The 24,730-nt window shown below is 42.5% G+C and carries 22 protein-coding genes; 12 read left to right on the top strand and 10 right to left on the bottom strand.

What is annotated here, in order from left to right:
• The first annotated feature begins 109 nt into the window (after positions 1-109).
• From leuC to E0H94_RS09175, 5 genes are all read left to right on the top strand, one after another.
• A complete protein-coding gene (gene leuC / locus E0H94_RS09195) occupies positions 110-1,528 on the top strand; it encodes a 3-isopropylmalate dehydratase large subunit (RefSeq protein WP_131326123.1) in 1,419 nt (472 codons plus the stop codon).
• Between the two features lie 21 nt (positions 1,529-1,549).
• Complete coding sequence (gene leuD, locus E0H94_RS09190) at positions 1,550-2,200, top strand: 3-isopropylmalate dehydratase small subunit (protein ID WP_131326122.1); 651 nt, start codon at positions 1,550-1,552, stop codon at positions 2,198-2,200.
• A gap of 100 nt (positions 2,201-2,300) precedes the next feature.
• Positions 2,301-2,864: a hypothetical protein gene (locus tag E0H94_RS09185; RefSeq protein WP_131326121.1), complete on the top strand. Its 564-nt coding sequence runs from the start codon at positions 2,301-2,303 to the stop codon at positions 2,862-2,864.
• Positions 2,865-2,906: 42 nt separating this feature from the next.
• The gene (gene leuB, locus E0H94_RS09180) at positions 2,907-3,986 is read left to right on the top strand and encodes a 3-isopropylmalate dehydrogenase (protein WP_131264004.1); all 1,080 of its coding nucleotides are present in this window, start codon (positions 2,907-2,909) and stop codon (positions 3,984-3,986) included.
• A gap of 318 nt (positions 3,987-4,304) precedes the next feature.
• Positions 4,305-4,676 (top strand): lysozyme inhibitor LprI family protein, encoded by a 372-nt coding sequence (locus tag E0H94_RS09175; protein ID WP_131326120.1) that lies wholly within the window; start codon positions 4,305-4,307, stop codon positions 4,674-4,676.
• A 64-nt stretch (positions 4,677-4,740) separates the two neighbouring features.
• On the opposite strand, the gene infA is transcribed toward E0H94_RS09175, so the two are convergent.
• Positions 4,741-4,962 (bottom strand): translation initiation factor IF-1, encoded by a 222-nt coding sequence (gene infA, locus E0H94_RS09170; protein WP_001284370.1) that lies wholly within the window; start codon positions 4,960-4,962, stop codon positions 4,741-4,743.
• Positions 4,963-5,191: 229 nt separating this feature from the next.
• Here infA and E0H94_RS09165 point away from each other — a divergent pair, with 229 nt between their 5' ends.
• Entirely contained in the window at positions 5,192-6,199 is a 1,008-nt protein-coding gene (locus E0H94_RS09165) for an AraC family transcriptional regulator (protein WP_131326119.1), read from the top strand.
• A 52-nt stretch (positions 6,200-6,251) separates the two neighbouring features.
• Here the strand turns inward: E0H94_RS09165 and truA are convergent, their stop codons facing one another.
• The 5 genes from truA to asd form a co-directional block, all read right to left on the bottom strand.
• Positions 6,252-7,049, bottom strand: coding sequence for a tRNA pseudouridine(38-40) synthase TruA (gene truA / locus E0H94_RS09160; protein WP_131326118.1), 798 nt, complete (start codon positions 7,047-7,049; stop codon positions 6,252-6,254).
• 18 nt (positions 7,050-7,067) lie between these two features.
• Positions 7,068-8,039: an asparaginase domain-containing protein gene (locus E0H94_RS09155; protein WP_131326212.1), complete on the bottom strand. Its 972-nt coding sequence runs from the start codon at positions 8,037-8,039 to the stop codon at positions 7,068-7,070.
• A 46-nt stretch (positions 8,040-8,085) separates the two neighbouring features.
• Positions 8,086-9,405 (bottom strand): hypothetical protein, encoded by a 1,320-nt coding sequence (locus tag E0H94_RS09150; protein WP_131326117.1) that lies wholly within the window; start codon positions 9,403-9,405, stop codon positions 8,086-8,088.
• A 67-nt stretch (positions 9,406-9,472) separates the two neighbouring features.
• The gene (locus E0H94_RS09145) at positions 9,473-10,927 is read right to left on the bottom strand and encodes a hypothetical protein (RefSeq protein WP_131326116.1); all 1,455 of its coding nucleotides are present in this window, start codon (positions 10,925-10,927) and stop codon (positions 9,473-9,475) included.
• Between the two features lie 141 nt (positions 10,928-11,068).
• Positions 11,069-12,187, bottom strand: a complete 1,119-nt coding sequence (gene asd / locus E0H94_RS09140; RefSeq protein ID WP_131326115.1) for an aspartate-semialdehyde dehydrogenase — start codon at positions 12,185-12,187, stop codon at positions 11,069-11,071.
• Positions 12,188-12,377: 190 nt separating this feature from the next.
• Between asd and E0H94_RS09135 the strand changes: the two genes are divergently transcribed.
• Positions 12,378-13,499, top strand: coding sequence for an endonuclease/exonuclease/phosphatase family protein (locus E0H94_RS09135; protein WP_131326114.1), 1,122 nt, complete (start codon positions 12,378-12,380; stop codon positions 13,497-13,499).
• A gap of 295 nt (positions 13,500-13,794) precedes the next feature.
• Here E0H94_RS09135 and E0H94_RS09130 read toward each other — a convergent pair whose 3' ends face one another.
• From E0H94_RS09130 to E0H94_RS09120, 3 genes are all read right to left on the bottom strand, one after another.
• Positions 13,795-14,901, bottom strand: coding sequence for a glycosyltransferase family 4 protein (locus E0H94_RS09130; RefSeq protein WP_131326113.1), 1,107 nt, complete (start codon positions 14,899-14,901; stop codon positions 13,795-13,797).
• A 92-nt stretch (positions 14,902-14,993) separates the two neighbouring features.
• A complete protein-coding gene (lpxL, locus tag E0H94_RS09125; RefSeq protein WP_131326112.1) occupies positions 14,994-15,929 on the bottom strand; it encodes an LpxL/LpxP family Kdo(2)-lipid IV(A) lauroyl/palmitoleoyl acyltransferase in 936 nt (311 codons plus the stop codon).
• A gap of 130 nt (positions 15,930-16,059) precedes the next feature.
• The gene (locus E0H94_RS09120) at positions 16,060-16,692 is read right to left on the bottom strand and encodes a LysE family translocator (RefSeq protein ID WP_131326111.1); all 633 of its coding nucleotides are present in this window, start codon (positions 16,690-16,692) and stop codon (positions 16,060-16,062) included.
• Positions 16,693-17,045: 353 nt separating this feature from the next.
• On the opposite strand from E0H94_RS09120, the gene E0H94_RS09115 reads away from it, so the two are divergent.
• Positions 17,046-18,017 (top strand): acyltransferase family protein, encoded by a 972-nt coding sequence (locus E0H94_RS09115; protein ID WP_131326110.1) that lies wholly within the window; start codon positions 17,046-17,048, stop codon positions 18,015-18,017.
• Between the two features lie 104 nt (positions 18,018-18,121).
• Here the strand turns inward: E0H94_RS09115 and E0H94_RS09110 are convergent, their stop codons facing one another.
• Positions 18,122-20,032: an ATP-binding cassette domain-containing protein gene (locus E0H94_RS09110; RefSeq protein WP_131326109.1), complete on the bottom strand. Its 1,911-nt coding sequence runs from the start codon at positions 20,030-20,032 to the stop codon at positions 18,122-18,124.
• A gap of 33 nt (positions 20,033-20,065) precedes the next feature.
• Here E0H94_RS09110 and E0H94_RS09105 point away from each other — a divergent pair, with 33 nt between their 5' ends.
• The 4 genes from E0H94_RS09105 to topA all read left to right on the top strand — a co-directional run bounded on the left by E0H94_RS09105 (position 20,066) and on the right by topA (position 24,640).
• Positions 20,066-20,311, top strand: coding sequence for a SlyX family protein (locus E0H94_RS09105; protein ID WP_131326108.1), 246 nt, complete (start codon positions 20,066-20,068; stop codon positions 20,309-20,311).
• Between the two features lie 134 nt (positions 20,312-20,445).
• Positions 20,446-21,438: a hypothetical protein gene (locus tag E0H94_RS09100; RefSeq protein ID WP_131326107.1), complete on the top strand. Its 993-nt coding sequence runs from the start codon at positions 20,446-20,448 to the stop codon at positions 21,436-21,438.
• A 70-nt stretch (positions 21,439-21,508) separates the two neighbouring features.
• Positions 21,509-21,958, top strand: coding sequence for an ammonium transporter (locus E0H94_RS09095; RefSeq protein WP_131326106.1), 450 nt, complete (start codon positions 21,509-21,511; stop codon positions 21,956-21,958).
• A 36-nt stretch (positions 21,959-21,994) separates the two neighbouring features.
• A complete protein-coding gene (gene topA / locus E0H94_RS09090) occupies positions 21,995-24,640 on the top strand; it encodes a type I DNA topoisomerase (protein WP_131326105.1) in 2,646 nt (881 codons plus the stop codon).
• Positions 24,641-24,730 lie beyond the last annotated feature (90 nt).

The raw sequence follows: 24,730 nt of genomic DNA, 5'->3' as shown, positions 1-24,730 counted from the left end.
ATTCCAAAAAGTTTTTGAATTTATAAAAATGATAAATTAGATTTATATTATTTCAGCGTTATAATCACCTAAAGTAAAGAAATTACCCAGTTCTATGGAGCGCGTCGACATGGCAGGCAAAACCTTATATGACAAATTGTGGGATGACCACTTAGTAAAAGAACGTGATGATGGTTCGTGCTTACTTTATATCGACCGCCATTTATTGCATGAAGTGACTTCACCGCAAGCCTTTGAAGGTTTGCAGCTTGCAGGACGTCAACCTTGGCGCTTAAGTGCCAATGTCGCGACTCCAGATCATAACGTACCGACTTCAAAGAAAGAGCGTGAGCAAGGAATTGCAGGGATTGAAGATGATACGTCACGTATTCAAGTGCAAACCTTGGATGATAACTGTGAAGCCTTTAATATTGTTGAATTTAAAATTAATGATATCCGTCAAGGGATTGCACATGTCGTTGGGCCAGAACAAGGTTTAACGTTGCCGGGTATGACTGTAGTGTGTGGTGATTCGCATACGGCAACTCATGGTGCTTTTGGCTGTTTGGCGCACGGGATTGGCACTTCAGAAGTTGAACATGTATTGGCAACGCAATGCTTGGTTCAAAAGAAAATGAAGAACATGTTGGTGCGCGTCGACGGTACTTTAGGGCAGGGCGTAACCTCAAAAGATGTGGTGTTAGCGATCATTGGTAAAATTGGCACAGCGGGTGGTACAGGTCACGCGATTGAATTTGGCGGTCAGGTGTTCCGCGATATGTCGATTGAAGGCCGTATGACTGTGTGTAACATGGCGATTGAAGCGGGTGCGCGCGTCGGCATGGTTGCAGTCGATGACAAAACCATTGCCTATGTAAAAGACCGTCCTTATGCACCAAAAGCAGAACAATGGGATGCAGCGGTTGAGTATTGGAACACTTTACATTCCGATGCAGATGCTGAGTTTGATACCGTCGTGGTATTACAAGGCGAAGAGATTGAACCACAGGTGTCTTGGGGCACTTCTCCAGAAATGGTGATTCCAGTTTCACAAGCTGTACCGACTTTGGCACAAGCGAAAGATGACGTACAGCGCAATGACTGGACCCGTGCCTATAGCTACATGGGCTTAGAAGCAGGTCAAGCATTGTCGGATATTCAATTGGATCGTGTATTTATTGGTTCATGTACCAATTCACGGATTGAAGACATTCGTGCCGCAGCTGAAGTGGTGAAAGGTCGTAAAGTAGCTGCAAGCATTAAGCAAGCGATGGTGGTTCCGGGTTCTGGTTTGGTGAAAAAACAGGCTGAAGAAGAAGGTTTAGATCAAGTTTTCCTTGATGCTGGTTTTGAATGGCGTGAACCAGGTTGCTCAATGTGCTTGGCAATGAATGCCGATAAATTACAGCCGGGTGAACATTGTGCTTCGACTTCAAACCGTAACTTTGAAGGTCGTCAGGGCAATGGCGGTCGCACGCATTTGGTGAGTCCAGCAATGGCAGCCGCAGCGGCAATTGCAGGTCATTTTGTTGATGTTCGTACATTCTAATTGGACTAAGGGGAGCAAAACATGAAAGCTTATACCGTTGAACAAGGTATTGTTGCACCATTAGACCGTGCCAATGTTGATACCGACTTAATTATTCCAAAGCAGTTTTTAAAATCAATTAAGCGCACAGGTTTTGGCGATAACTTATTTGATGAATTACGTTATTTAGATGAAGGCTATCCAGGACAGGACAATTCTAAACGTCCCAAAAATCCAGATTTCATCTTAAATCAACCACGTTATCAAGGTGCATCGGTTCTTATTTCACGTGCCAATTTCGGTTGTGGTTCAAGCCGTGAACATGCGCCGTGGGCATTGGAAGAATACGGTTTCCGTACGGTGATTGCGCCAAGTTATGCCGACATTTTCTTTAATAACAGCTTTAAAAACGGCATGTTGCCAGTTATTTTGGCTGAAGAAATTGTCGATCAACTTTTTAAAGAATGTGCTGCGACAGAAGGCTATCAACTCACGATTGATCTTGCTGCACAAGAAGTTCGTACACCAAGCGGTGAAGCATTCAAATTTGAAGTTGATCCATTTCGTAAGCACTGCTTATTGAATGGTTTAGATGACATTGGTTTAACTTTACAAGTGCAAGATGATATCCGTGCTTATGAAGCGAAAACCAAACAATCACGACCTTGGGTTTTCCAAGAAATTCAAGGCTAAAGGTTGCATATTTAGTCATGACAACAGCGCCCAACTCTTGCTAACATCGGGGCATCATCAACAAGATAAATGCTTTATTACGCAAGGTTGGGCTAGCAAAATGACGAAAGTTTTCGGTCAATGTGTTATTGCGGGATTGTTGTTCAGCACACTGAGCGCATGCCAGTGGGTAGATAGTGCTCGCATTAAGCAAGTGGAATATGCCGAAAGCCCATCATCAAATGCTTTAATTTATTGTTCTGGAACACATAATTGTGAGTTTGAGCGTTTAGGCGACATTTTTATTGTTGATGCGCGAACTCATCGAGTAAATTCTGAAGCCATTGATAAAGGTTTGGTTCGTTTACAAGCAAAAACCTTGAATCAGCCAAATGCATTGTATTTATCTGCACCAGCGAAACAACAAGAATTGGTGATTCGGTTTTATCCAATTTCACCAGATCGAGCAGAAACTTTGCACGTAATTCATGCGTTTAAAGCCAAACAAAGCTATACCTTTAAAATGTATCGGGATCGAACTCGACAACATGTCAGTTTATTGAATGCATCTGCTCCAGACCCACTGTGCGTAGATTTGCAGCAAGAACGAAAAACAATTCGTCGCTTTTGCAGACCGTATGACCCGAAAACTGGGTTAGGTGAGTTTGTAGAGCAAAAAATTTAATCTCTAAACAGTCCTAGTACTGATGAAATAATGGAAGTTCTCATGTCTAAACAAATTTTGATTTTGGCGGGTGATGGTATCGGTCCTGAAATTGTCAAGGCCGCAGAGCATGTACTCGATCGGGTCAATGAAAAATTTAATTTAGGTCTCACATGGGAACATGGCCTATTGGGTGGCGCAGCCATTGATGCACATGGCGAACCGTATCCAGCAGTCACAGCTGAACAGGCAAAAAAAGCTGCTGCAATTTTGTTAGGTGCGGTGGGTGGTCCTAAATGGGATACAATTGAGCGCTCAATTCGTCCAGAACGTGGTTTGTTGAAAATTCGTAGTGAATTGAATTTATTTGCAAATTTACGTCCAGCCATCCTTTATCCGCAATTGGCAGATGCATCGAGCTTAAAACCTGAAATTGTGGCAGGTTTGGATATTCTGATTGTACGTGAGTTAACAGGCGGTATCTATTTTGGTCAGCCACGTGGTATTCGTGAACTCGAAAATGGTGAGAAGCAAGGCTTTAACACCGATGTCTATTCAGAATCTGAAATTAAGCGTATTGCGAAAGTGGCTTTTGAAATGGCCGGTTTACGTGGTGGTAAAGTCTGTTCAGTGGATAAAGCCAACGTACTTGAAGTGACGGAGCTTTGGAAGCAAACCGTTACCGCATTAAAAGAAGAGCAATATCCTGAAATTAATTTGTCACACATGTATGTTGACAATGCAGCAATGCAATTGGTACGAGCACCTAAGCAGTTTGATGTGATTGTAACGGGCAACTTGTTCGGCGATATTTTGTCAGATGAAGCAGCCATGTTGACGGGTTCAATTGGGATGTTGCCATCGGCATCTTTAGATGAAAATGGTAAGGGCATGTATGAGCCGTGTCACGGTTCGGCGCCAGATATCGCAGGTCAGAACGTGGCGAACCCATTGGCGACCATTTTGTCGGTTGCCATGATGTTACGCTATACCTTCCGTGAAGAAGCAGCTGCACAGGCCATTGAAGATGCGGTAGGACAAGTTTTGGATCAGGGGCTACGTACTGCCGATATCATGTCAGAAGGGATGAATAAAGTAGGTACGGTGGAAATGGGGCAGGCTGTAGTTGCTGCACTCGCATAATCTCGCCATCGTGTAAAAAACGCAGCCATCGCTGCGTTTTTTTATGAGCGAAGAAGATTGATCAATAGGAGAGGCAGTAAATCAGCTAATGTTCGTAGATCAGAGGTATTACAGCCTTATTCGCTGAGAAGGAGGTTTAAAGGGGAAGGTATGATAGATTGTGGTGATTGTTTTTGATACAAGGTCAAAAGCAAATTGCGGTCTAGAGCAGTACAGCGCAGGGATAAAAAGATACAACCTTGCCTGTCTATGGGCAATGTTCAAGTTCAGTAAAATATGCTTAGATAGGTCACATAATAAAGCGATTTGGACAATTTCATGCGCAAGATCATATTGGCTCTCCTTTGCGGGGCGATGGCAACCTTCAGCTATGCAGATAACTGTGACAATGCTCGTAATACCTATGATGATATTTACTGCACCAATAAAATTTATGCCAGTGCAGATGCCGATTTGAATAAGAATTATCAACAATTACGTAAACAACTGAATGCAGCACAACAAAAAACGTTGAAAAAGTCACAATTGGCATGGATTCGTCAGCGCGATGCAGAGTGTACTGATGATGCACAAAGTACTGTCAATGTGCAGTGTCGTTTAACCACCACACAAGATCGTAATCACTGGTTACAGGAGCGGTTACGTGAATGTCAAACGGTGGGCTGTAAAACCTCACGTTTAAGTGAATAAGTGCAGAAGATCTCAATAAAAAAAGCCACATGATGTGGCTTTTTTTGCTTTCACTAATCAGAGCTTAGCGTGCACGATAAGTGATACGACCTTTCGTGAGGTCATAAGGGGTCATTTCTACCTTCACACTGTCGCCAGTTAAAATGCGGATATAGTGTTTACGCATTTTACCAGAAATGTGGGCAATCACTTCGTGACCGTTTTCTAAACGTACACGGAACATCGTATTAGGAAGCGTTTCGGTGACAACGCCTTCGAACTCAATGAGTTCCTCTTTATTGGCCATAGCCTACCTGATGATCAAATTGGAAAGGGGCAAATTATAGTCAATTTTTTAGAAAAAATCAAGAATCAAACCCCTGAGAGTGAGTTAGCTGGCAGTAAATTAAGCGAACTGGCGGTTTCAAAAAATTCCTGAAAAATTTGACTATACATGTTGTCAGTTTGGTCAATCGCAGTTAATCTAAATTTATTGTTTTAGGTATAAATGAATCACATACAAGGAAGGTCATTGCGTGGGTCAGCTAACGGATGCATCGGTTGTACTACGATTGGGCTATCAGGCGATTCGTCGTTCAGGATTACCAACCGAAGAAATTTTAACAAAAGCAGGGGTCGCCTTAAATCAAGTTCAGGCCAATGATCGTACCCCATTAAATGCACAGTTTGCTTTTTGGACAGCAGCCGAAGATGTCAGTAAGGACCCTGATATCGGTTTGCATTTGGGTGAGCATTTACCTTTATATCGTGGGCAGGTGATTGAACACTTATTTATTAGTAGTGAAAATTTTGGTGAAGGACTTAAGCGTGCTTTGGCCTATCAGCGTTTAATTAGCGATGCCTTTCATGCCCGTTTGATCGTTGAAGATGATCGGTGTTATTTGACCAATGGTGAGCAACCTTGGGCAGAAAATTTAATTAATCGTCATTTTTCTGAATGTGCCATGTCGGGAATTTTGCGCTTCTTTAAGTTTATTACGGAAGGGCGTTTTCAGCCGTTGTATATTGACTTTAACTTTTCTCAAGGTGCGCCAGATGACGAATATTTCCGTGTCTTTGAGTGCCCTGTGAGCTTGGGTCAAAAAGAAACACGGCTGTATTTTGATCCAGCGATTTTGGCTTATCCATTGTGGCAAGCTGAACCTGAGTTATTGCAATTGCATGAACAATTGGCAATTGAAAAACTGCAAGAACTGGCGCGCTATGACTTGGTGGGTGAGGTGCGCCGTGCGATTGGTTCAACCTTAGAAAGTGGTGAAACCACTTTGGAAACGGTTGCTGCACAGTTAAATATTACGCCGCGTCGTTTACGCACTCAACTGAGTGAAGCCAATACCAGTTTTCAGCAGATTCTTTCGGACTATCGTTGTCGCTTAGCGAAAAGGCTGCTTGCGAATACCAATGAAAGTGTAGAGCGGATTGTTTATTTGACTGGGTTTTCAGAGCCGAGTACGTTTTATCGTGCATTTAAGCGTTGGACCAACGAAACCCCTGTTGAATATCGAAAACGTAAACAGCGTTAGTTTAAAATTTAAAAAACCTCCCGTAAGGAGGTTTTTTTATTATATGTAGGCATTAATCTGGCATATTTAACCAATGAGGGCCTAAAGGTACTTTTGGTAAATCGAACTGTGCTGGATAGTCGGCATGAATAAAATATAAGCCATCGGGTGGTGCGGTTACGCCTGCCGCTTGACGGTCTTGTGCCGCGAAAATATGGTCAATATGGTCAATGTCATACATACCTTGTCCAATTTCTAGCAAACAACCCATAATATTACGCACCATATGGTGTAAGAAGCCATCGGCTTGAATATCCAGTACTAAATAGGCACCATGTCGAATTAAGCGACAATTGCTCACGTGGCGTACAGGTTGATTGGACTGACAAGCCGCGGCACGAAAGCTCTCAAAATTATGGGTACCTTCAAACTTTTTTGCAGCAGCAATCATCTTGTCTACATCTAATGTGTAGTGTGCATGGGTTACTTGTTTATGCAGTAAAGCTGGGCGTTGTGGATGGTTATAGACCACATAGCGATAACGACGTGCTTGCGCCTTGAAACGGGCATGAAATTCATGATCCATCTCTTTAATCCACTGAATTGCAATATCTTTAGGCAGTTGGCTATTGGCACCCATTAACCAGCCACGTAGAGGTCTGATTGCATGTGTATCGAAATGAGCCACCATATTGGTTGCATGTACACCAGCATCAGTACGACCTGCTCCATGTAGTGCAATGGGTTCGGCTGCAACTTTACTCAGGATGCTTTCAAGTGTTTCTTGCACACTGATTACCCCTGCTTGTTGGGTTTGCCAGCCACGATACCCTGCGCCTGAAAATTCGATGCCAATCGCAAAACGTTGCATAGATCTATTTACCTTTCATTAAACTGAGTCATGCCAATGGGTGAAACATTGATCAATGGAATCATGCTTGAGATACATCAAAAGTGCTTTGGCATATAAGTCTGCATGGCTGATGCAATCGCTCAGCATAATTCCTGCATCCTGAATCCAGTTGCTAATCGCGTAGCGTTGATCAATTTTACCAAAGCTGACTTGAGTGGTGAGTAGCACCATACAGCCTTGTTGACGTAGCTGTTTAAAGCATTCGATACAGTCTGCATTGACCGAGATATTGCCTGTACCAAAACCTTGTAAAATGAGAAAACTAGGCGGATGTTGCGCAATAGTCTTAATGTTTTGTAATTGCTGATCTAATGCAATCGGTTGCATCATAAGATTCAGACAATTGAAGTAATTGGCTTTAACTAAATCTTCATCTTTAACCAGATAGGCCAACTCGGGTTGAGGCAGTTCTTGCTGGCTACTTAGCCCTGAGAAAGCATCAAGTTCAGTCGTATGCTGTTTTAAAACACTGCGTCCATGAAATAATTGCTGATGAAAGGCAAGATATACGCCAACGGGTTGAGTTTGAACGGCATGTAATGCAAAGCTTAGATTGTCGATGGCATCGGTAAATTCACGCGTGTTGGTACCTTGAATATTGAGTAGAGGATATTGGCTCCCCGTAAGCACAACATGCGCGGATTGTCCTAGAAATCGAGAGAGGATGGCACAGGCATAGCTCATTGTATCTGTGCCATGGATAAGCACAAAATGCTGGAACTGTTGTAATTGGAGTTGTTGTACAAATTGTATTAACTGTAACCAATCGGCAGGTGTGCAGGCGCTACTGTCTTTAATTACAGGTGCGATCATGCATTCAACGGTTAAATCCAGAGCTAAGACTTTCTTAAGTTGAGGTAGAAACTCATCAGCAGGCATAGGGCTCAGTGGTTCACCTACGCAGCCAAAGGTCCCACCCATATAAATCAAAGCAATTTTTTTCATCATAAAAAAAGCAGTCATGTATGACTGCTTTATAGTAGAGGGAAATGCCTTAAGATGCTATTTGATTCAGTAGCTGTTCCGCGCGATGTTGTTGCTCCGTCGAAAATTTATCCGAATTTGCAGCCAAGAGTTGGCGGGCAGCCTCATAAGAACCAAATTGGATATATCGCTCGGCTAAATCGAGATCTAGCGTGGTTTCACTGATTTGGCTGAGTTCAGGGAAAGACTGAACCAGTGGGTCTTGTAGATGAACATCTGTTTGTAAAGCAGGAGTCGTAAATTCAGTTGTTTCGGTAATATCTTGAGGAATCGCGTGCGCTGTCGAAAGATCTGTCTTTGTTGACTCTAAGTCAAAAGACATAGTCGGTGCATCAGATTTTACCTCGACTTGCGTCGTTGCTTTTTCAGCACTCGGTTGTTCAAGATCAAACGAAAACTTGAATTCGGGTTGATCTTCAGATTTTTCTGCTATTGGTGCAGTAACAGTTTCAATGACTGCTTCAGTTGTTGGTGCAGGATCTAAATTAAACGAAAATTCTAGGTCTTTTAATTCAGTTTCAAGTGACTTATTGTCAGGTTTAGGTGTTTCAGCATGATTATCGGTAGATTCTAGTGTGATGTCTTGAAGATGAAATTGCAGCGGTTGAGCTGGATTTTCAGTTGCTGAAGGTTCTTGCTTGTTTGATTCAGGAGACAAATTAAACGATTTAAACTCAATAGGCTGATCTGCAGCCACATTAGAGGCTTGTTGTTCGTTATCATTTTTTGATGTTGGCGTAGATATATTATCTTGAATAAGAGCATCAAAATCGAAATTCTGTGTATTTTGAATTTGTGCTGTTAATGGAGTTGAAGCTGTAGGTTTTTCAGATTGAAGTACTGTTGTGTCTACGGTAGCAGTATGTTCTGTTTCATATTCAGTTTTTTTCTGTTCTGCTTGCGCCAAGGTTTCTTCAAGTTCAAGTGAACGTAAGTGATTAAACAATTGGCTAATCGCAAATTCATCTTTTTGTCGCAGATGAATGTCGAGGAGTAACAAATACAACTCATGTTGAGAGCTATCTTTATTTAATGCCTGATTAATTTGTGCTTCTGCTGCAAAGTAGTTGCGATCGCGAATGAGTTCTTGAATTTGTTTTTTTAATTCCGTACTAAGCGGCGTTACTTGCTTTTTATCAGGGATAGGGGCTTCTGTAACATGCGGCTCATTTTTAAGAGTAGCCTTATGTTTACTTGTGGTTGCTTTGCTCTTAGGACGAGCCGCAGTCGATTTTTTTGGTGCCGTATCGGCTTCTTTACTAGCTTCTCGTTTTTTTAAAACAATTGCTACCACTAACAAAAGTATAAACGGAATCACATAAATCAGCATGTTTTACCCCTTACGAATCAAATGTATGTTTAATTCATTGATTCTAATATCAAAATTATATAACAATTTAGCTGTTTGGCTTTTTCTGTGCTTGTTGTGCTTTCAACTGTTGTTGCAATTGTGCAAGACGAGCATTTAATAATTGAATTCTCTGGTCCTTTTGACGTAGTGCCAATTCCAGCTGAGTTACGTTTCTCTGTAATTTAACGGTTTTTCCCCGAGATGTCATAACTTTTAATGACAATTCATTTGATATTTGCTCATTCTCAGCATTCTGCTTTGCCGTTCCATTGGTGGTTTCTGGGTTCTTTTCTGCCACTAAGCTCATTTCGGCTTGATTCAGGCGGTATTTTGCTTTTCCAGATTGTTTTGCCATGGTGTTGGGGGGGGGAGCCACAATTTTTTGTTGAGATTTGTTGGTGGTATTGGTTTGTAAGTTTAAAGTTACCCCACGACGTAATCGATTGATATCACCCCGAATAAATGCATGCGAGTTTTGAGTTTTAATTTGCTGCATCACTTCACCAATTGGACGATTTTGCTCAGTGGCAACCCGTTGTGCAATTGCCCAAAGCGATTCATTGTTTTGTACGGTATGCTGATTCGGCTGAACTTTTTTCACATCAGCTGCCGTCGCCGCCGCAGGCTGGATGGTTGCTGGCTTTGGTTCAGCTGGTAATTTGGGCGGTGAAGCTGTTGCTTGAGCCGATGCGGCAGCAACTTTCTCTGTTTCCGCACGTTTCTGATACTGCTGTGCTTGCTGGGCAGATGACGGTTTAGTGGTTGGATTTTCTGTCTTTGAGGTATTTTTGGCAACGCTTGTCGTTGGCTTTGCCGAGTCAGTTTTAGTTTCGGCAAGTACTTTGGTTTGTGCTGTTGCTGGTGCACTCGCAGTATTTAAACTAGAAACGACGATAGGCGCTTCATTTGAGTCAGTCACTGTTGCCAACTTTGGCGGTTGTATGGTTTTTAGTTTTAGTGAATCAGCCGAATTGGATATTGGATTCAGTTGCGCTGATTGAGGGTGCTGAAATTGAGCACTGGTCGGCAAGTTAAGCGCAATATCCTTTTCACTCACAATCATGATTGGGCTGAGAACTTTTTCATTCGCCTTGGCACTAAACATGGGTTTAGGTGCAATGCTACGTTGGATCGGTGTGCGAATATGGCGTAAATGTATCGCATTGCCTTCCTGAATACGCACCACGATATTCAGCTCAGATTCGGTCAATGGACGCGATGATGTGATGGTAATGACCCCCTCACCTGAACTGCTTTGTCGAGAAAAGAAATTCAGATGACCTGGAGGTTGATGAACAACACCTAAGCTATTGATATCTTCTGGCGTCGCCAAGCTGACTTGGACAGGCGCATCGGTTTTTGCATGATGAAATGGAATTTCTGCGTAGAGTAATTCTCCAGGCGCAGACTGGATCTGTAATTGATCAATACTAATCGCGTGAAGATTTTGCGATGCAATAATGGCGAGAATAGCAATTTTTAATTTGTTATATACAGTCATCTTAGTTTTGACTCTGGTCATTTATCGCAACGAGAGAATTATACATTACCGAGATGTTGATGAGTTGTAAATGGATAACAGTCTAGTTACATAAAAAGCCGATCATAATTGATCGGCTTTTGTTTGAAAATTTAAAAATGCTTAAGCATTTTTAAAATCAATCAGAATACGGAGCATACGGCGTAGTGGTTCAGCAGCACCCCACAACAGTTGATCACCCACAGTGAATGCACCAAGGTACTCTTTACCCATATTCAATTTACGTAAACGACCCACAGGAACGCTAAGTGTGCCTGTCACTGCAACAGGGGTAAGATCAGTCATTGATGCTTCACGCGTATTTGGAACGACTTTCGCCCATTGGTTTGCGTTACGCAACATGTCTTCAATCTCATCCAGTGGCACGTCTTTTTTCAACTTCAACGTGAGTGCCTGTGAGTGACAACGCATGGCACCAATACGGACACAGTGGCCATCAATCGGAACAATTTGCTGATTGCCTAAGATCTTGTTGGTTTCAACTTGACCTTTCCATTCTTCTTTCGATTGACCGCTTTCAAGCTGTTTATCGATGTACGGAATGAGTGAACCTGCTAAAGGCACGCCAAAGTTTGCAGAAGGGAAGCCTTCGCCACGTTGTAATTCCGCAATTTTAGAGTCGATGTCTAAAATTGGAGAGCGTGGGTCATCTAATAAATCTTTGGTATTGTTGTACAAATAGCCCATACCAGAGATCAGTTCACGCATATTTTGCGCGCCTGCACCCGATGCCGCTTGATAGGTCATTGAGGTTGCCCATTCCACTAAATTGTTTTGGAATAAACCACCTAAGCCCATCAGCATCAGCGAAACGGTACAGTTACCGCCCACAAATGTTTTCGTACCATTCACTAAACCATCTTTAATGACGTTCATGTTGACAGGGTCAAGCACGATGATGGCTTCATCTTCCATACGCAAGGTAGAAGCTGCATCAATCCAATAGCCTTTCCAGCCTTCAGCCTTTAATTTTGGGAAGACTTCAGAGGTATAGTCGCCACCTTGACAGGTAATAATGACATCCATTTGCTTCAGACTATTAATGTCTGTCGCATCCATAAGTGCTGGGGCAGTCTTACCACCAAATGCAGGGGCTTCACCACCTGCATTACTGGTAGAAAAATAGAATGGCTCAAAGTGAGCAAAGTCATTCTCTTCAACCATACGTTGCATAAGGACAGAACCAACCATCCCGCGCCAACCGACCAGACCTACTTTCATGTCATTTTGCCTCGGTGCGTTAAAAATTTAAAAGGGGGTTTGAGTGTATCAAAAGCGACCACAACTGCAAGCACTACATAAGTAAAACATCACTATAATTGAACGAAATAACTTGTTTATGATACATACAAAATTGATAAAGTTAGTCCAGATTTAGTTTTACCAAACGGAATAGATTGAGAAAAACAATATGATTTGGGTGGAAATCCTGGCGGCTGTTGTGGTGATGCTGACGTTTTGGTCATTGATTCCGCGTGATGAATGGTGGATTCGCGGAGCAGATTTTCCACGACTACAAATTTTGGCACTGGGGCTTTTAGCCTTTATCTTACTGATCTTTTGGCCAGATCCTTGGGATTTACAACGTGAATTGATTTTCGTTGCGTTAATCGTAGCCTTGGCATATCAGTTAAAAATGGTGTTGCCTTATACCTTCGTGTGGAAAAAACAAGTTCAGACGGTTTCTCCTGAGCAATTGCAGCCTGAGCGGCAGATTTCATTACTGGTTTCGAATGTACTCACACCCAACACTCAACATCATTTATTAATTGCACAAATTACTCAATTAAAACCCGATCTGGTTTTGACCTTAGAAACAGATCAGCATTGGCAACAGGCATTACAGGTGCTTGAGGTGGATTATCCTTATTGTGTCCCGATTCCCTTAGATAACCTGTATGGCATGCATTTATATAGCCGATTGAAACTCATCGATACAGAAGTGAAATTTATTTTAAGTGATGAAATTCCTTCCATTCATACTACGGTGCTGTTGCCTTCAGGGCAGCCTGTGCAGTTGTACTGTCTACATCCGAAACCGCCTAGTCCGACAGAAGCCAAGGATTCGACCTTAAGAGATGCTGAGTTGTTGCTTGTGGGTGATCAAATTAAAGAACTGGATCAAAGCTGTATTGTGATGGGGGATTTGAATGATGTGGCATGGTCACGAACCACACGTCTATTTCAGCGCATCAGTGGCTTACTCGATCCTCGAGTTGGACGGCATTATGTGAATACTTTTCATGCCGATTATCCTTTTTTACGCTGGTCGCTCGATCATGTATTTCATAGTACAGACTTTGCCCTCATTCAAATGCAGCGTTTACCACATATCGGTTCAGATCATTTTCCTATCTATGTCAAATTACAAACAGGGCGTGTTTTTGAGCAACAGCAAGAAGAATTGGAGCAAACTGATGCAGATGAGCAAGAAGCTCAGACTGCTATACAAGAAGGGATTGAAAAAGCGGAGCGAGAAGAAAAAATAGTAACGGATGAAATTGCACAGGATTATAAAAACGAGAAGCAGTAAACGAATTACATGAGAAATTGTGTACGAAATTGCTTACAAAGGTTTCGGTCTATGACGAATGGTAGAACCTCAAGAATTCTTTTATTCTTACTTCATCAGCACACGGAACAGGGAACGGAATATCCCACTAAGGAAGACGACGCTGAAGGAAAATCATCACGGAAATGATGGCTGGTTAGGACGACCAAACTCGAAAACAAAAATTATGATTGAAAGCACAACCTCATATGCCCGAGTTTTGCAGGAAGCAGAACTCGGGTTATGTGCTTTAAGATACCCGAAATTTATTTAAAATTTATGACAACTTTAAGATGCGTCGATAAAGGCTTAAAGTCTGTTCACACATGTCTTGTAAGCTAAATTGCGTCACAGGAGCCACGTGTTGTGGTTGTTCAATATGTTGTTGGACGACACGAATAAGTTCAGCTTGATCATCAACAGGGATAAGACCTTGTGGATAAACCGAAGATAAAATTTCAGCAACTCCACCTCTTTTCCAACCTATCACAGGTGTCCCCACGGATAAAGCTTCTAAGGCAGTACGTCCAAAGGTTTCTGCCTGATTTGATAAAGACAAGACCACATCGCTGTAGGCAAGCCATTCACGAATATCAGAGCGATGACCCACAAAGCTAATTTGATGTTCTAAGCCTCGACTTTGTATATTGCGTTGCAGTTCATCCAAATAAGCAGCTTTTTTCGGATCGGCCCCTCCGACCACAATGGCATGCAGGTAGGGGAATTGCGTATGCAATTGTTGTATCAATTCAATTAAGGTTTCATGGCCTTTCAGACGTGTAATGCGACCAGGTAAGCACAAGAGAAACTTATGCTCGAGTTGTGGATAGTCTTTTAAGGTTTGTTGAATCCACTGTACTGACGGCTGATATCCATGAGGGAATGCTTTGGAGTCGATACCACGGTAAATACGAACAATATCTTGTGGTGGACAATTTTTATAATGTTCAGTGATATATTGCACCACACTGTCCGAAACCGCAATGACTTTCTCTGCTTGCGTCATAATTGCACTATAACGATTAATCGAATAGAAACCGTGTACAGTGCTAATTAAATGCGGGCGATCAGCTGCGGGAATTCCTTTTAAAGCAAAATGCGTCAACCATGCAGGAACTCTTGAGCGTACATGCACAATGTCTGGACGGTGCTGTTGAATAAGTTGGCGTAATGGACGAATCTGCCACAGACTCGATAGCGATTTTTTGTGAATCGGTAGGGTTAAATGGGTGGAGCCTTCCGCTTCAAGTTGTGCCACCATACGACCACCATTGGAAACCACCAATGACTCATGCCCCTGAGTAATCAGTGCCTTGGCAATTTCGAGTGTGCCACGTTCAACACCACCGCTATTCAGTTCAGGAAGAAGCTGCATCACCTTCATTGAGTTTATCCTTTTTGTTCTGTTGTGCCGTTCGAGTCACGTATAAAATAAAATTTAGAGCAGGAAATAATATTTCTAGCCAAGATCAGCCATCAATAAATTTTTTCATAGCCTTCTGGGCGGGTTTTAAAACGACGGTGAAACCACATGTATTGGGTCGGTGCAATTCGAAGCTGACGTTCAATAATTTGATTGACGCGTGTCGCATCATCCACTTCATCTTCACTGGGTAGGTTGTCCACCATAGGTTCAATTAACAGATGATACTTTGGATTTGCCACATCACCATGACGGTAGAAATATAGGGGTATAGCAACGGCTTTAGAGATTTTTAATAAACGTCGATGTGCTGTAACCGTTGCGGCAGGCACCCCAAAAAAGGGAGCCATCACCCCTTGTTTTAAACCAAAATCTTGGTCTGGACTATACCAAATGGCATGTCCATTTTTTAAGTTGCGAATCAGACCACGCATATCATCATGATCAATTTGATTGGCGTAAATCGTGGCACGACAACGATAAATCAGCATGTCTAACAGCGGGTTGTTTTGTGGACGATACACCACGTCGGGTTCAAAATATTGTGCACATAAATAACCACCTGCATCTAATAAGGTGGAATGAGTGCCGAGCAGTAAGACACCTTTACCCGCTGCTTGCGCGGTTTGGATATGCTCTAAACCCTCAATGGTGACTCGATTTTTAAACCATTGTGGGCAGTACCAAGCATTTAGAGTTTCAAAAACCCCGAGCATTTGATCAACGAAGACCTGACGGGCGTGGGCTTGGACTTGTTCTGGACGCCATTCTGGAAAACAGACCTCTAAATTGCGCAGCGTAGTTTTACGGCGGGATTTCAGCTTATTAAACGCTAAATTTCCCAGAAAAGTGGCTAAGCGATATTGAATTGCCCACGGCAAAATTGCCAGTATCATTAAGAAAACGATGCCAAGCCAAATTCCCCAATATTTAGGATGGAGGAGTGACCATTGAAATTCACCAGGTGTATAGGTCTGTGCTTGGCTCATAACGATATAATTAGTTTGAAAAAGTTAAGACTGTGCAAAGTGTAACATGAACTGATTTGGTCAAGGTTATCCACGCTAAAAATGAGGATCAACCTTGCCCGTCACCGTCTGCTGGTTTTGATGTGGCAGTCTAACGACGACTTTCCAGAAGAATACGTACAGCAAGCCCAGCGAGAACTGTGCCCATGAGCCAACGCTGTACATTTGCCCAAAGTGGTTTTCGCTGTAGAAAAAGTGCAATGCTACCGGCAGAAAAGACAATAACGGCATTTACTGAAACGCTGACAAAAATTTGGATCGTACCGAGTTGAATAGACTGCGCTAAAATACTGCCTTGTTGTGGCTGAATAAACTGTGGCAACAAAGACAAATACATAATCGCAATTTTAGGATTCAGTAAACTGGTCAAAAAGCCCATTAAAAATAATTTTAACGGTGAATCGATCGATAAATCTTTGAGACTAAAAATAGGCGCTGCATTGGGGCGTAAAGCTTTCCATGCCAACCAGAGTAAATAGATCGCCCCTACAATACGAATCGTGTCATAAGCATATGGAACTGCGACAACGAGCGCGGTGATTCCAAAAGAAGCACAGAGCATATACAAGACAAAGCCCAGTGCTACACCGCCTAAAGAAATGAAACCTGCTGTTTTTCCTTGAGAAATTGAACGTGAAATGAGGTAAATCATATTCGGGCCAGGGGTGAGGACCATGGCTAGGCTCACCAAAGCAAATGCGAAAATTTGTGACATATCCAACATGATCAAAGGCTCGGCTATGCTTATGTTGATAGGTATAGCATATTGCTGTTGATAAATCTGATTGGAGCTGCGGAAGCTTTGCTTTAACAGGTTCAGATTTCATGAAGATCGTAAAGATTATCAAGTTAATATTTTCTAGTTTCGGATTTTAGATTTTTACGGAATGAAGTAGAAGAAGGGATGAATGGCGCGGGTACTTTTTGCTGAAGTAAAATTCGGCTTTGTCATCACGGAGTATGCGATGGAGAAAAAGGAATTCACTTTATCCCCAATGATTAAAGCTTAGGGATGTGAAGCAACTTAAAATGGTGGTGTTAGACTAGGGATATATTTCTGATTGATGGCATGTATAGATGAGAAGCCATGCGATTGATACTGCCAAAGCAGGTCTAATTTTTCTGGTGGTGTTGGGACACTTTCTGGAGCGGATGATTGGTTGGTCACAAGCAACCAGCCAGTTATTGCTTGAAACCATTTATGCCATACATATGCCTGCTTTTATTTTTATTTCAGGCATGTTGTATAAAGATAAAAATTGGTCGAAAAACATCCTCTTTTTTATTGCACTCTATGTCCCTTTCCAACTGTTGTATTTGGCATCGGATGCTTTGATGTCTGGACAATGGCACTTGAGTCTGTTTGAACGACCCTATTGGCTGATGTGGTATCTGGTTGGGATGATGGTTTGGACGCTATTTATGCATGTATTCCATGCAAACCGTTTTGCCCTTGTACTTGCGGTGTTGATTGCTTTAGGTATTGGTTTTTCGCCATGGAATAACTATGCCTATTCCATTGGCCGAATTTGTATCTTTTTGCCTTTTTTCGTTGTGGGCTACCGATATGGTCAGTCCATCATGCAAAAGCTACAACAGCAAAGTCATGTAGTGTTATGGGCAAGTCTGAGCCTCGGTTTGATGATAGGTATCTTGTATTGGACCAATTTAAGTCAATTCTGGTGGTACGGCAGTTTAAGTTATACCCAACTAAAAGTTGAGCTATGGCAGGGAAGTTTGATTCGTCTGATGTGCTTTATGTTATCCAGTTGGGGGATGCTCACGCTGTTGGCATTATTTCAAGGTTTGGGAACCCGCTTTATGCGCTTGGGACAAAACACTTTGCCTGTGTATTTGTTACATGGTTTTGTGGTGATTTGGCTGGCTCGGATGATTCAGCTTAATTTGCCTGTGGCAGTGGAAGTATTGGTCTGTGTAGTGCTGACAATTTTGACTTGTGTGTTGCTACAGCAACGGATATTTGATCAAACTATTCGTCAATTATCACAATGGTTGCTACGACCTACGCGTAAATTGTGGCAGAAATAACCGACTCATTGGTTTATTTGTAATATGATTTTAGCTATTTGAATTAAATAATAAAAAACCCGATTGGCTAAGTCATTCAGCCAATCGGGTTATTGAGCATTAAATTAGTTACCTTTGCTGAGGTTTTCTAATCTATCCCAACGTTCCAATTTTTCCAGTAGCTGTTCTTCAATTTCAGCCAGACGCTGTGACGCTTGAGTCGCGGCATCGGCATTTGACACAAACCAAGAACCATCTGCCAACTTGTCTGAAAGTTGAGTTTGTTCAGCTTCCAGAGCTTCAATTTCCGCAGGTAGGCTATCGAGTTCTCGTTGATCTTTATAGCTCAGCTTTACCTTTTTCGGTGCAGGCGTTGCTGCTGCGGCAGCCGCTTCAGCTTTGGCTTGTGCCTTTTTCACATCACTTTTTTGATCAACCACTTTCTGATCTGGACGTTGTTCGAGGTAATCCTGATAACCACCAATGTACTCATCAATATTGCCTTTGCCATCAAACACCCAAGTTGAAGTGACTACGTTGTCCATAAAGGCACGGTCATGCGAAATGAGCAGTAAGGTGCCTTTATAATCAGACAGCATTTCTTCTAATAGTTCTAAAGTCACCATATCCAAGTCATTGGTTGGCTCATCCATCACGATTAAATTGGATGGTTTGAGTAACAACTTGGCTAACAGAATGCGGTTCCTTTCACCACCAGAGAGTGCTTTGACTGGCGTACGCGCGCGTTCTGGCGAAAATAGGAAGTCTTGTAAGTAGCTGTAGATATGACGACGGTTACCATTTACATCGACAAAGTCAGAGCCTTCTGACACATTGGCCATCACAGTTTTTTCAAGATCAAGTGCATTACGCAATTGGTCAAAATAGGCAATCTCAAGCTGTGTGCCTGTTTTGACTGAACCGCCATGTTCAATTTGACCTAAAATGGCTTTAATTAAGGTGGTTTTTCCAACACCGTTATCCCCAACTAAACCAATGCGGTCGCCACGCATCACCAACGCAGAGAAATCCTTGATCAGTAGGTTATCACCGTAAGAAACACTGAGGTGTTCAATGTCAAACACTAATTTCCCAGAACGATTGGCATCTTGGGTTGCCATGCTGACTTTGCCTTGCTGGAAACGACGTGCTTTGGATTCTTCACGCAGCGCTTTTAAGGCGCGGACACGACCTTCATTACGGGTACGACGGGCTTTAATCCCTTGGCGAATCCATACTTCTTCTTCAGCTAATCGTTTATCGAACAACGCATTTTGTTTTTCTTCAGCTTCCATTTGTTGTGCTTTGAGGTCTAAGTAGCGCGAATAGTTACCTTCGTAGCTACGTAAAGTCCCACGATCAAGCTCGACAATACGGGTGGCAATACTGTCCACAAATGAACGGTCATGCGAGATAAATAAGAGGGTTAGGTTATTTTGATCGAGTAAGAATTTTTCTAACCATTCAATGCTTTCTACATCCAAATGGTTGGTCGGTTCGTCCAGTAACAGGACGTCTGGTTGAGTCAGTAAGGCACGTGCCAACAGCACACGACGCTTACGTCCACCCGATAAATCTGCTAAATCGGCATTTGGGTCTAGTCCCATCTTACTTAAAATGGAATTGACTTTATTTTCTAAAGCCCAGCCATCGAGCTGATCCAATTTATGCTGTAAATTGCCCATGCGATCGCATGCTTCCATATCACCTAAGATGCAGGCATCACATGCTTCGTGGTATGCTTTAAGTACAGTGGCAGCTTCACCTGCGCCGTCTGCCACAATGTCTGCGACTTTGCCAGAATCCATAGGGACGTCTTGTGCCAACATAGACACCGTTAAGCCATTTTGAATAGCAACTTCGCCAGAATCTGGCAATAAAGTACCTTCAATTAGTTTAAGTAGCGTAGACTTACCTTCACCATTACGGCCAATCAAACATACCCGTTCGCCGCGTTCTAGGTTGAAATTCGCGCCATCGAGTAGGGCAGGTCCACCGAATGCAAGCTGGACATCCCTTAAAGTAATATAGGCCATAATGTTTCCTGAAATCTCAAATGAGGACTTTGAATGACTAAGCAACAAAATCTAGATAATCAGGCGTCATTGTCCGCACCCATTGAAGATTTGCAAGTCCGAATTGCATTTTTAGATGATTTAGTTGAACAACTCAATGAACAAGTGATTCGCCAACATGCCGAAATTGCTGATTTAAAAAAACAAATGCAGTTTCTTTATCAACGTGTGGAATCTGCCGATTTATCCGAAGGGATCGAAGCTTTTGACCCTTTTAGCAATGTCCCGCCACACTATTGATCTAGTTTGATGGTTTGAGCGGCATGGTTTAATGCTATGCATTTCAAACACGGGAACGATGGGCAAGGCTTGACCTTTTGCCAGCTTCCCGTTCTAATGCACGCTCTTTGCTTATCTCTCATGATTTTGTATTTATGTCTGCTAAAGCGGTTTTGTTCGATCTAGAAAATAATATGCCAACGGCAAAGATGCTACGCGACCTGGTGCAGCATTATCCGACCTTGTATTTGTTTAATTGCAACGGGCAGTTTGCATATACGCTGGAAGATCTGACTGAATTTGCCATGTGGGTCAATACAGGGCAAGTGGTGATTTTAGAAACCGCCCAAGCCAAAGAGAAAGAATTTGAATATGCCGTTGTAGTGGGGCAATTAATTGCTTTACTTGAACCCGATACGCATGTCGAAGTCATTTCAGCAGCAAAAACCAGTGCTGTTTTAATTGAGTTGATGCGTGGTTCGGCACTGACTTGTAGCTTGATTCAAATTCAAGATGCGGCTGAAATAAGCAAACCCAAATACAAAATTCCAAGCTTGGATGTCATTCAAAGTAAACCGTACTTAAAAATGGTCAAGCAATACTGCGATGCTTTGGCGAAAATGCCGGGCAAACCCAATACCATCGATTCACTAAAAAATTCGGTTATGAATATCTTGCAAGTGGTGCCTGAAAAAGCACAGCACTTGGTGGGCATGTTGATTAATCTGAAAATTGTGAAACGTTATGATGAGCAGATTAATTTTCGTAAAAAAGTATTAAAGCAATGGGCACTGTTACATCTTGAACAAGATCAAGCAGAGTTGGTGAGCTCAAGTAATTTAGCGCAAGCGGTAGAACAGTTACAGAGTTCGGCCGAATTGGCATCTTCAGTACCAGACGTGCAACAGGCACAAGATGCTTTGTTTAAAGATTTTGGAAAAATAGATCCTGTACAGCTTGAAGTGGCGAAAAAGCTACGCGAATTGAAAAATGATAAGCCGAAAGACATCTATGCCTTACGTGATTTATTAGAGCAAATGTTTCCCAAAGCAGATGTGCGTTTGTTACTCAAAGAGTTGATTGAAAAAGGTTATATTTACTGGAATGGACATGAAGTTTTATATAGTCATGAAATGTTCCTAAATTAATTTCATCGTTCCAACTTGCGTTTTATATTGTGCTTATGCAACTCTAATAAAAGACAAAAAAGGTTTTGCTATGGAAAATACAGGAATTTGGGTTGCTGTTGTCATTATTGTGTTTGTGCTGGGGTCAATTTTGGGACTCCGCGTTAGCCCACGAGAAAAAGCATTGGGCTTAATGCGTGAAAAAGCACGAAAAATGGGCCTACACCCACGTTTAGTGGCAGCACCAGATTGGACTAAAATTCCGTTGGCATCTTCAAATCGTGCCAGTATGGTTGCTTATTATAGTGTCCTGATTCCAGATGCACGTTTGCCGCTGATGCGTGCCCGTGTTGAAGATCAACAGCTCAAAGTCGTGCAGGGTGATGAAAAATTTAATAATTCTCTCATTGCATTAAAGGGCATTTATGCTATTGATATGCAGGCAAACTGTGTAGGACTCTATTGGGATGAAGAAGCTGATTTAAAAGCAACCCAATTAGAAGATATCAAAGCATACTTACATGCTTTGGCTGAACTTTAATTTTAAGATTTACTGAAATAGGAAAAACGGTTAACTATGGCGAATGCTCCTCGATCCACATCCAAAAGCACAACAGCAAAATCTTCTGATGCTGGGAATAAACGTGCCTTAGTGATTGTGGAGTCGCCTGCAAAAGCGAAAACAATCAACAAATATTTGGGCCCAAATTACATTGTAAAATCCTCTGTAGGTCATGTGCGTGACTTGCCGACAGGTGGTTCAGGTAAAACTGCGGATAAGAAAACTACAGCAACTCGAACCAAACTGACCGAAGCGCAAAAAGCTGAAAAAGCACAACAAGCCTTGGTCAACCGTATGGGAGTTGATCCTGAACATGACTGGAAGGCACATTATGAAGTGCTTCCGGGCAAAGAAAATGTAGTGGCTGAATTAAAAAAACTGGCATCGCAAGTCGATGAAGTTTATCTCGCAACGGACTTGGACCGTGAAGGGGAAGCGATTGCTTGGCATTTAAAAGAAGTCATTGGCGGTGATGATTCACGTTATCAACGTGTAGTGTTTAACGAAATTACCAAAAATGCCATTCAAGAAGCCTTTAAGCATCCAGCACGTTTAGACACCAATAAAGTCAATGCTCAACAGGCACGCCGTTTTCTAGACCGTGTGGTTGGCTTTATGATTTCTCCATTATTGTGGGAGAAAATTGCGCGTGGTTTATCCGCGGGACGCGTGCAGTCTGTAGCAGTCAAACTGGTCGTAGAACGTGAGCGTGAAATTCGTGCCTTTATTCCTGAAGAATATTGGCAAGTATTTGCAGACACCAAATCTTCGAGCGATGAGATTCGTCTAGAGGCGGTGAAGCAAGCAGGTAAGGCGCTCAAATTACGCAATAAAGCAGAAACTGATGCTTTATTGAAAATTTTGAAAGATGCAGATTACAAAGTTTCAGCACGTGAAGATAAACCGACCAAGGTGAATCCGAGTGCGCCGTATATCACCTCGACGTTACAACAAGCTGCCAGCACACGTTTAGGTTTTTCAGTGAAGAAAACCATGATGTTGGCGCAACGTTTGTACGAAGCAGGTTTCATTACCTATATGCGTACCGACTCGACCTTTTTAAGTGACGATGCGGTCAATATGGTGCGTCACCATATTGAGACTGAGTTTGGTAAAAAATATATACCTGCGAAGCCAAACCGTTATGGCAATAAAGCGGGTGCACAAGAAGCGCATGAAGCCATTCGTCCATCCAATGTCGGCTTAAAAGGCGACAGCTTGGTGGGGGTAGAACGTGATGCACAACGTTTATATGATTTAATCTGGCGCCAATTCGTGGCATGTCAGATGACACCAGCCGAATACCTATCTTCCACAATTTTGGTCGATGCCAATGGTGTTGAGCTGAAAGCCAAAGGTCGTACCTTGGTGTTTGATGGCTTTACCAAAGTTCGTGGTCAAAACAAATCCGATGATGATGTGCTATTGCCTGCAGTGAAAGTGGGTGAGCTATTGAATCTGGAAAAACTGGATCCATCACAACACTTTACCAAGCCACCTGCGCGTTTTACTGAAGCGTCGTTGGTGAAAGAGCTTGAGAAAAAGGGCATTGGTCGACCATCAACTTATGCTGCGATTATTTCCACCATTCAAGACCGTGGTTATGTGAAACTGGAAAACCGTCGTCTATATGCAGAAAAAATGGGTGAGATTGTTACTGATCGTTTGGATGAAAGTTTCAATAACCTCATGAACTATGACTTTACCGCGGACTTAGAAGGTCAGTTGGATAAAGTGGCCGATGGTGAACGTAACTGGAAAGAGTTGCTTGATAGCTTCTATGGTGATTTCAAAACGCGTCTGACCAATGCACAAGGTGAAAGTGGCATGCGCCGCAATCAACCTGTGGAAGTTGATGCCGTACATTGTCCAGAATGTTCTCGACCAATGCAGATTCGTACAGGGACTACCGGTGTCTTCTTAGGGTGTTCAGGCTATAACTTACCACCGAAAGAGCGTTGTAAGGGTACTTTGAACTTAACCCCAGTTGAATCGCTTGCAGCGTTGTCTGATGATGATGCCGCAGAAACAGCAGACTTGATGTCGAAAAAACGCTGTCCGATCTGTGCAACAGCAATGGACAGTTATGTGATTGATGGTGGTCGCAAACTGCATGTTTGTGGTAACAACCCTGATTGCGCGGGTTTTGAACTGGAAGAAGGTGAGTTCAAAATCAAAGGTTATGATGGCCCAACCATTCCATGTGATAAGTGTGATGGTGAAATGCAACTCAAGACAGGTCGTTTTGGACCGTACTTTGCTTGCATGAGCTGTGACAATACCCGCAAGGTGTTGAAAAGTGGTCAGCCTGCACCTCCACGTGTCGATCCAATTAAGATGGAACACTTACGCTCGACCAAGCATGATGACTTTTTTGTTCTGCGTGATGGAGCGGCAGGTCTATTCTTGGCGGCAAGTAAGTTCCCGAAAGTACGAGAAACACGTGCACCTAAAGTTTCGGAACTTCGTAGTGTTGCCGATCAGCTTGATCCGAAGTATCAGTTTATTTTACAGGCACCCGATGTAGACCCAGAAGGCAATCCAACCTTGGTGAAATTTAGCCGTAAAAACCAAGCACAATATATTGGTTCGGAAACGCCAGAAGGGAAACAAACCAAATGGTCTTTGGTTTTCCAAGATGGAAAATGGGTTGAGGCTTAATCGCTTAACCTATTGAATAGAAATGCTCACTTCGGTGGGCATTTTTTATGTCACAATAATTCATATAAGAAAGTAAAAAAATTGGGGGAA

It is taken from the genome of Acinetobacter sp. ANC 4173 (genome assembly GCF_004331255.1).
Classification (GTDB): domain Bacteria; phylum Pseudomonadota; class Gammaproteobacteria; order Pseudomonadales; family Moraxellaceae; genus Acinetobacter.
This window is presented reverse-complemented; position numbering and strand designations above follow the sequence as displayed.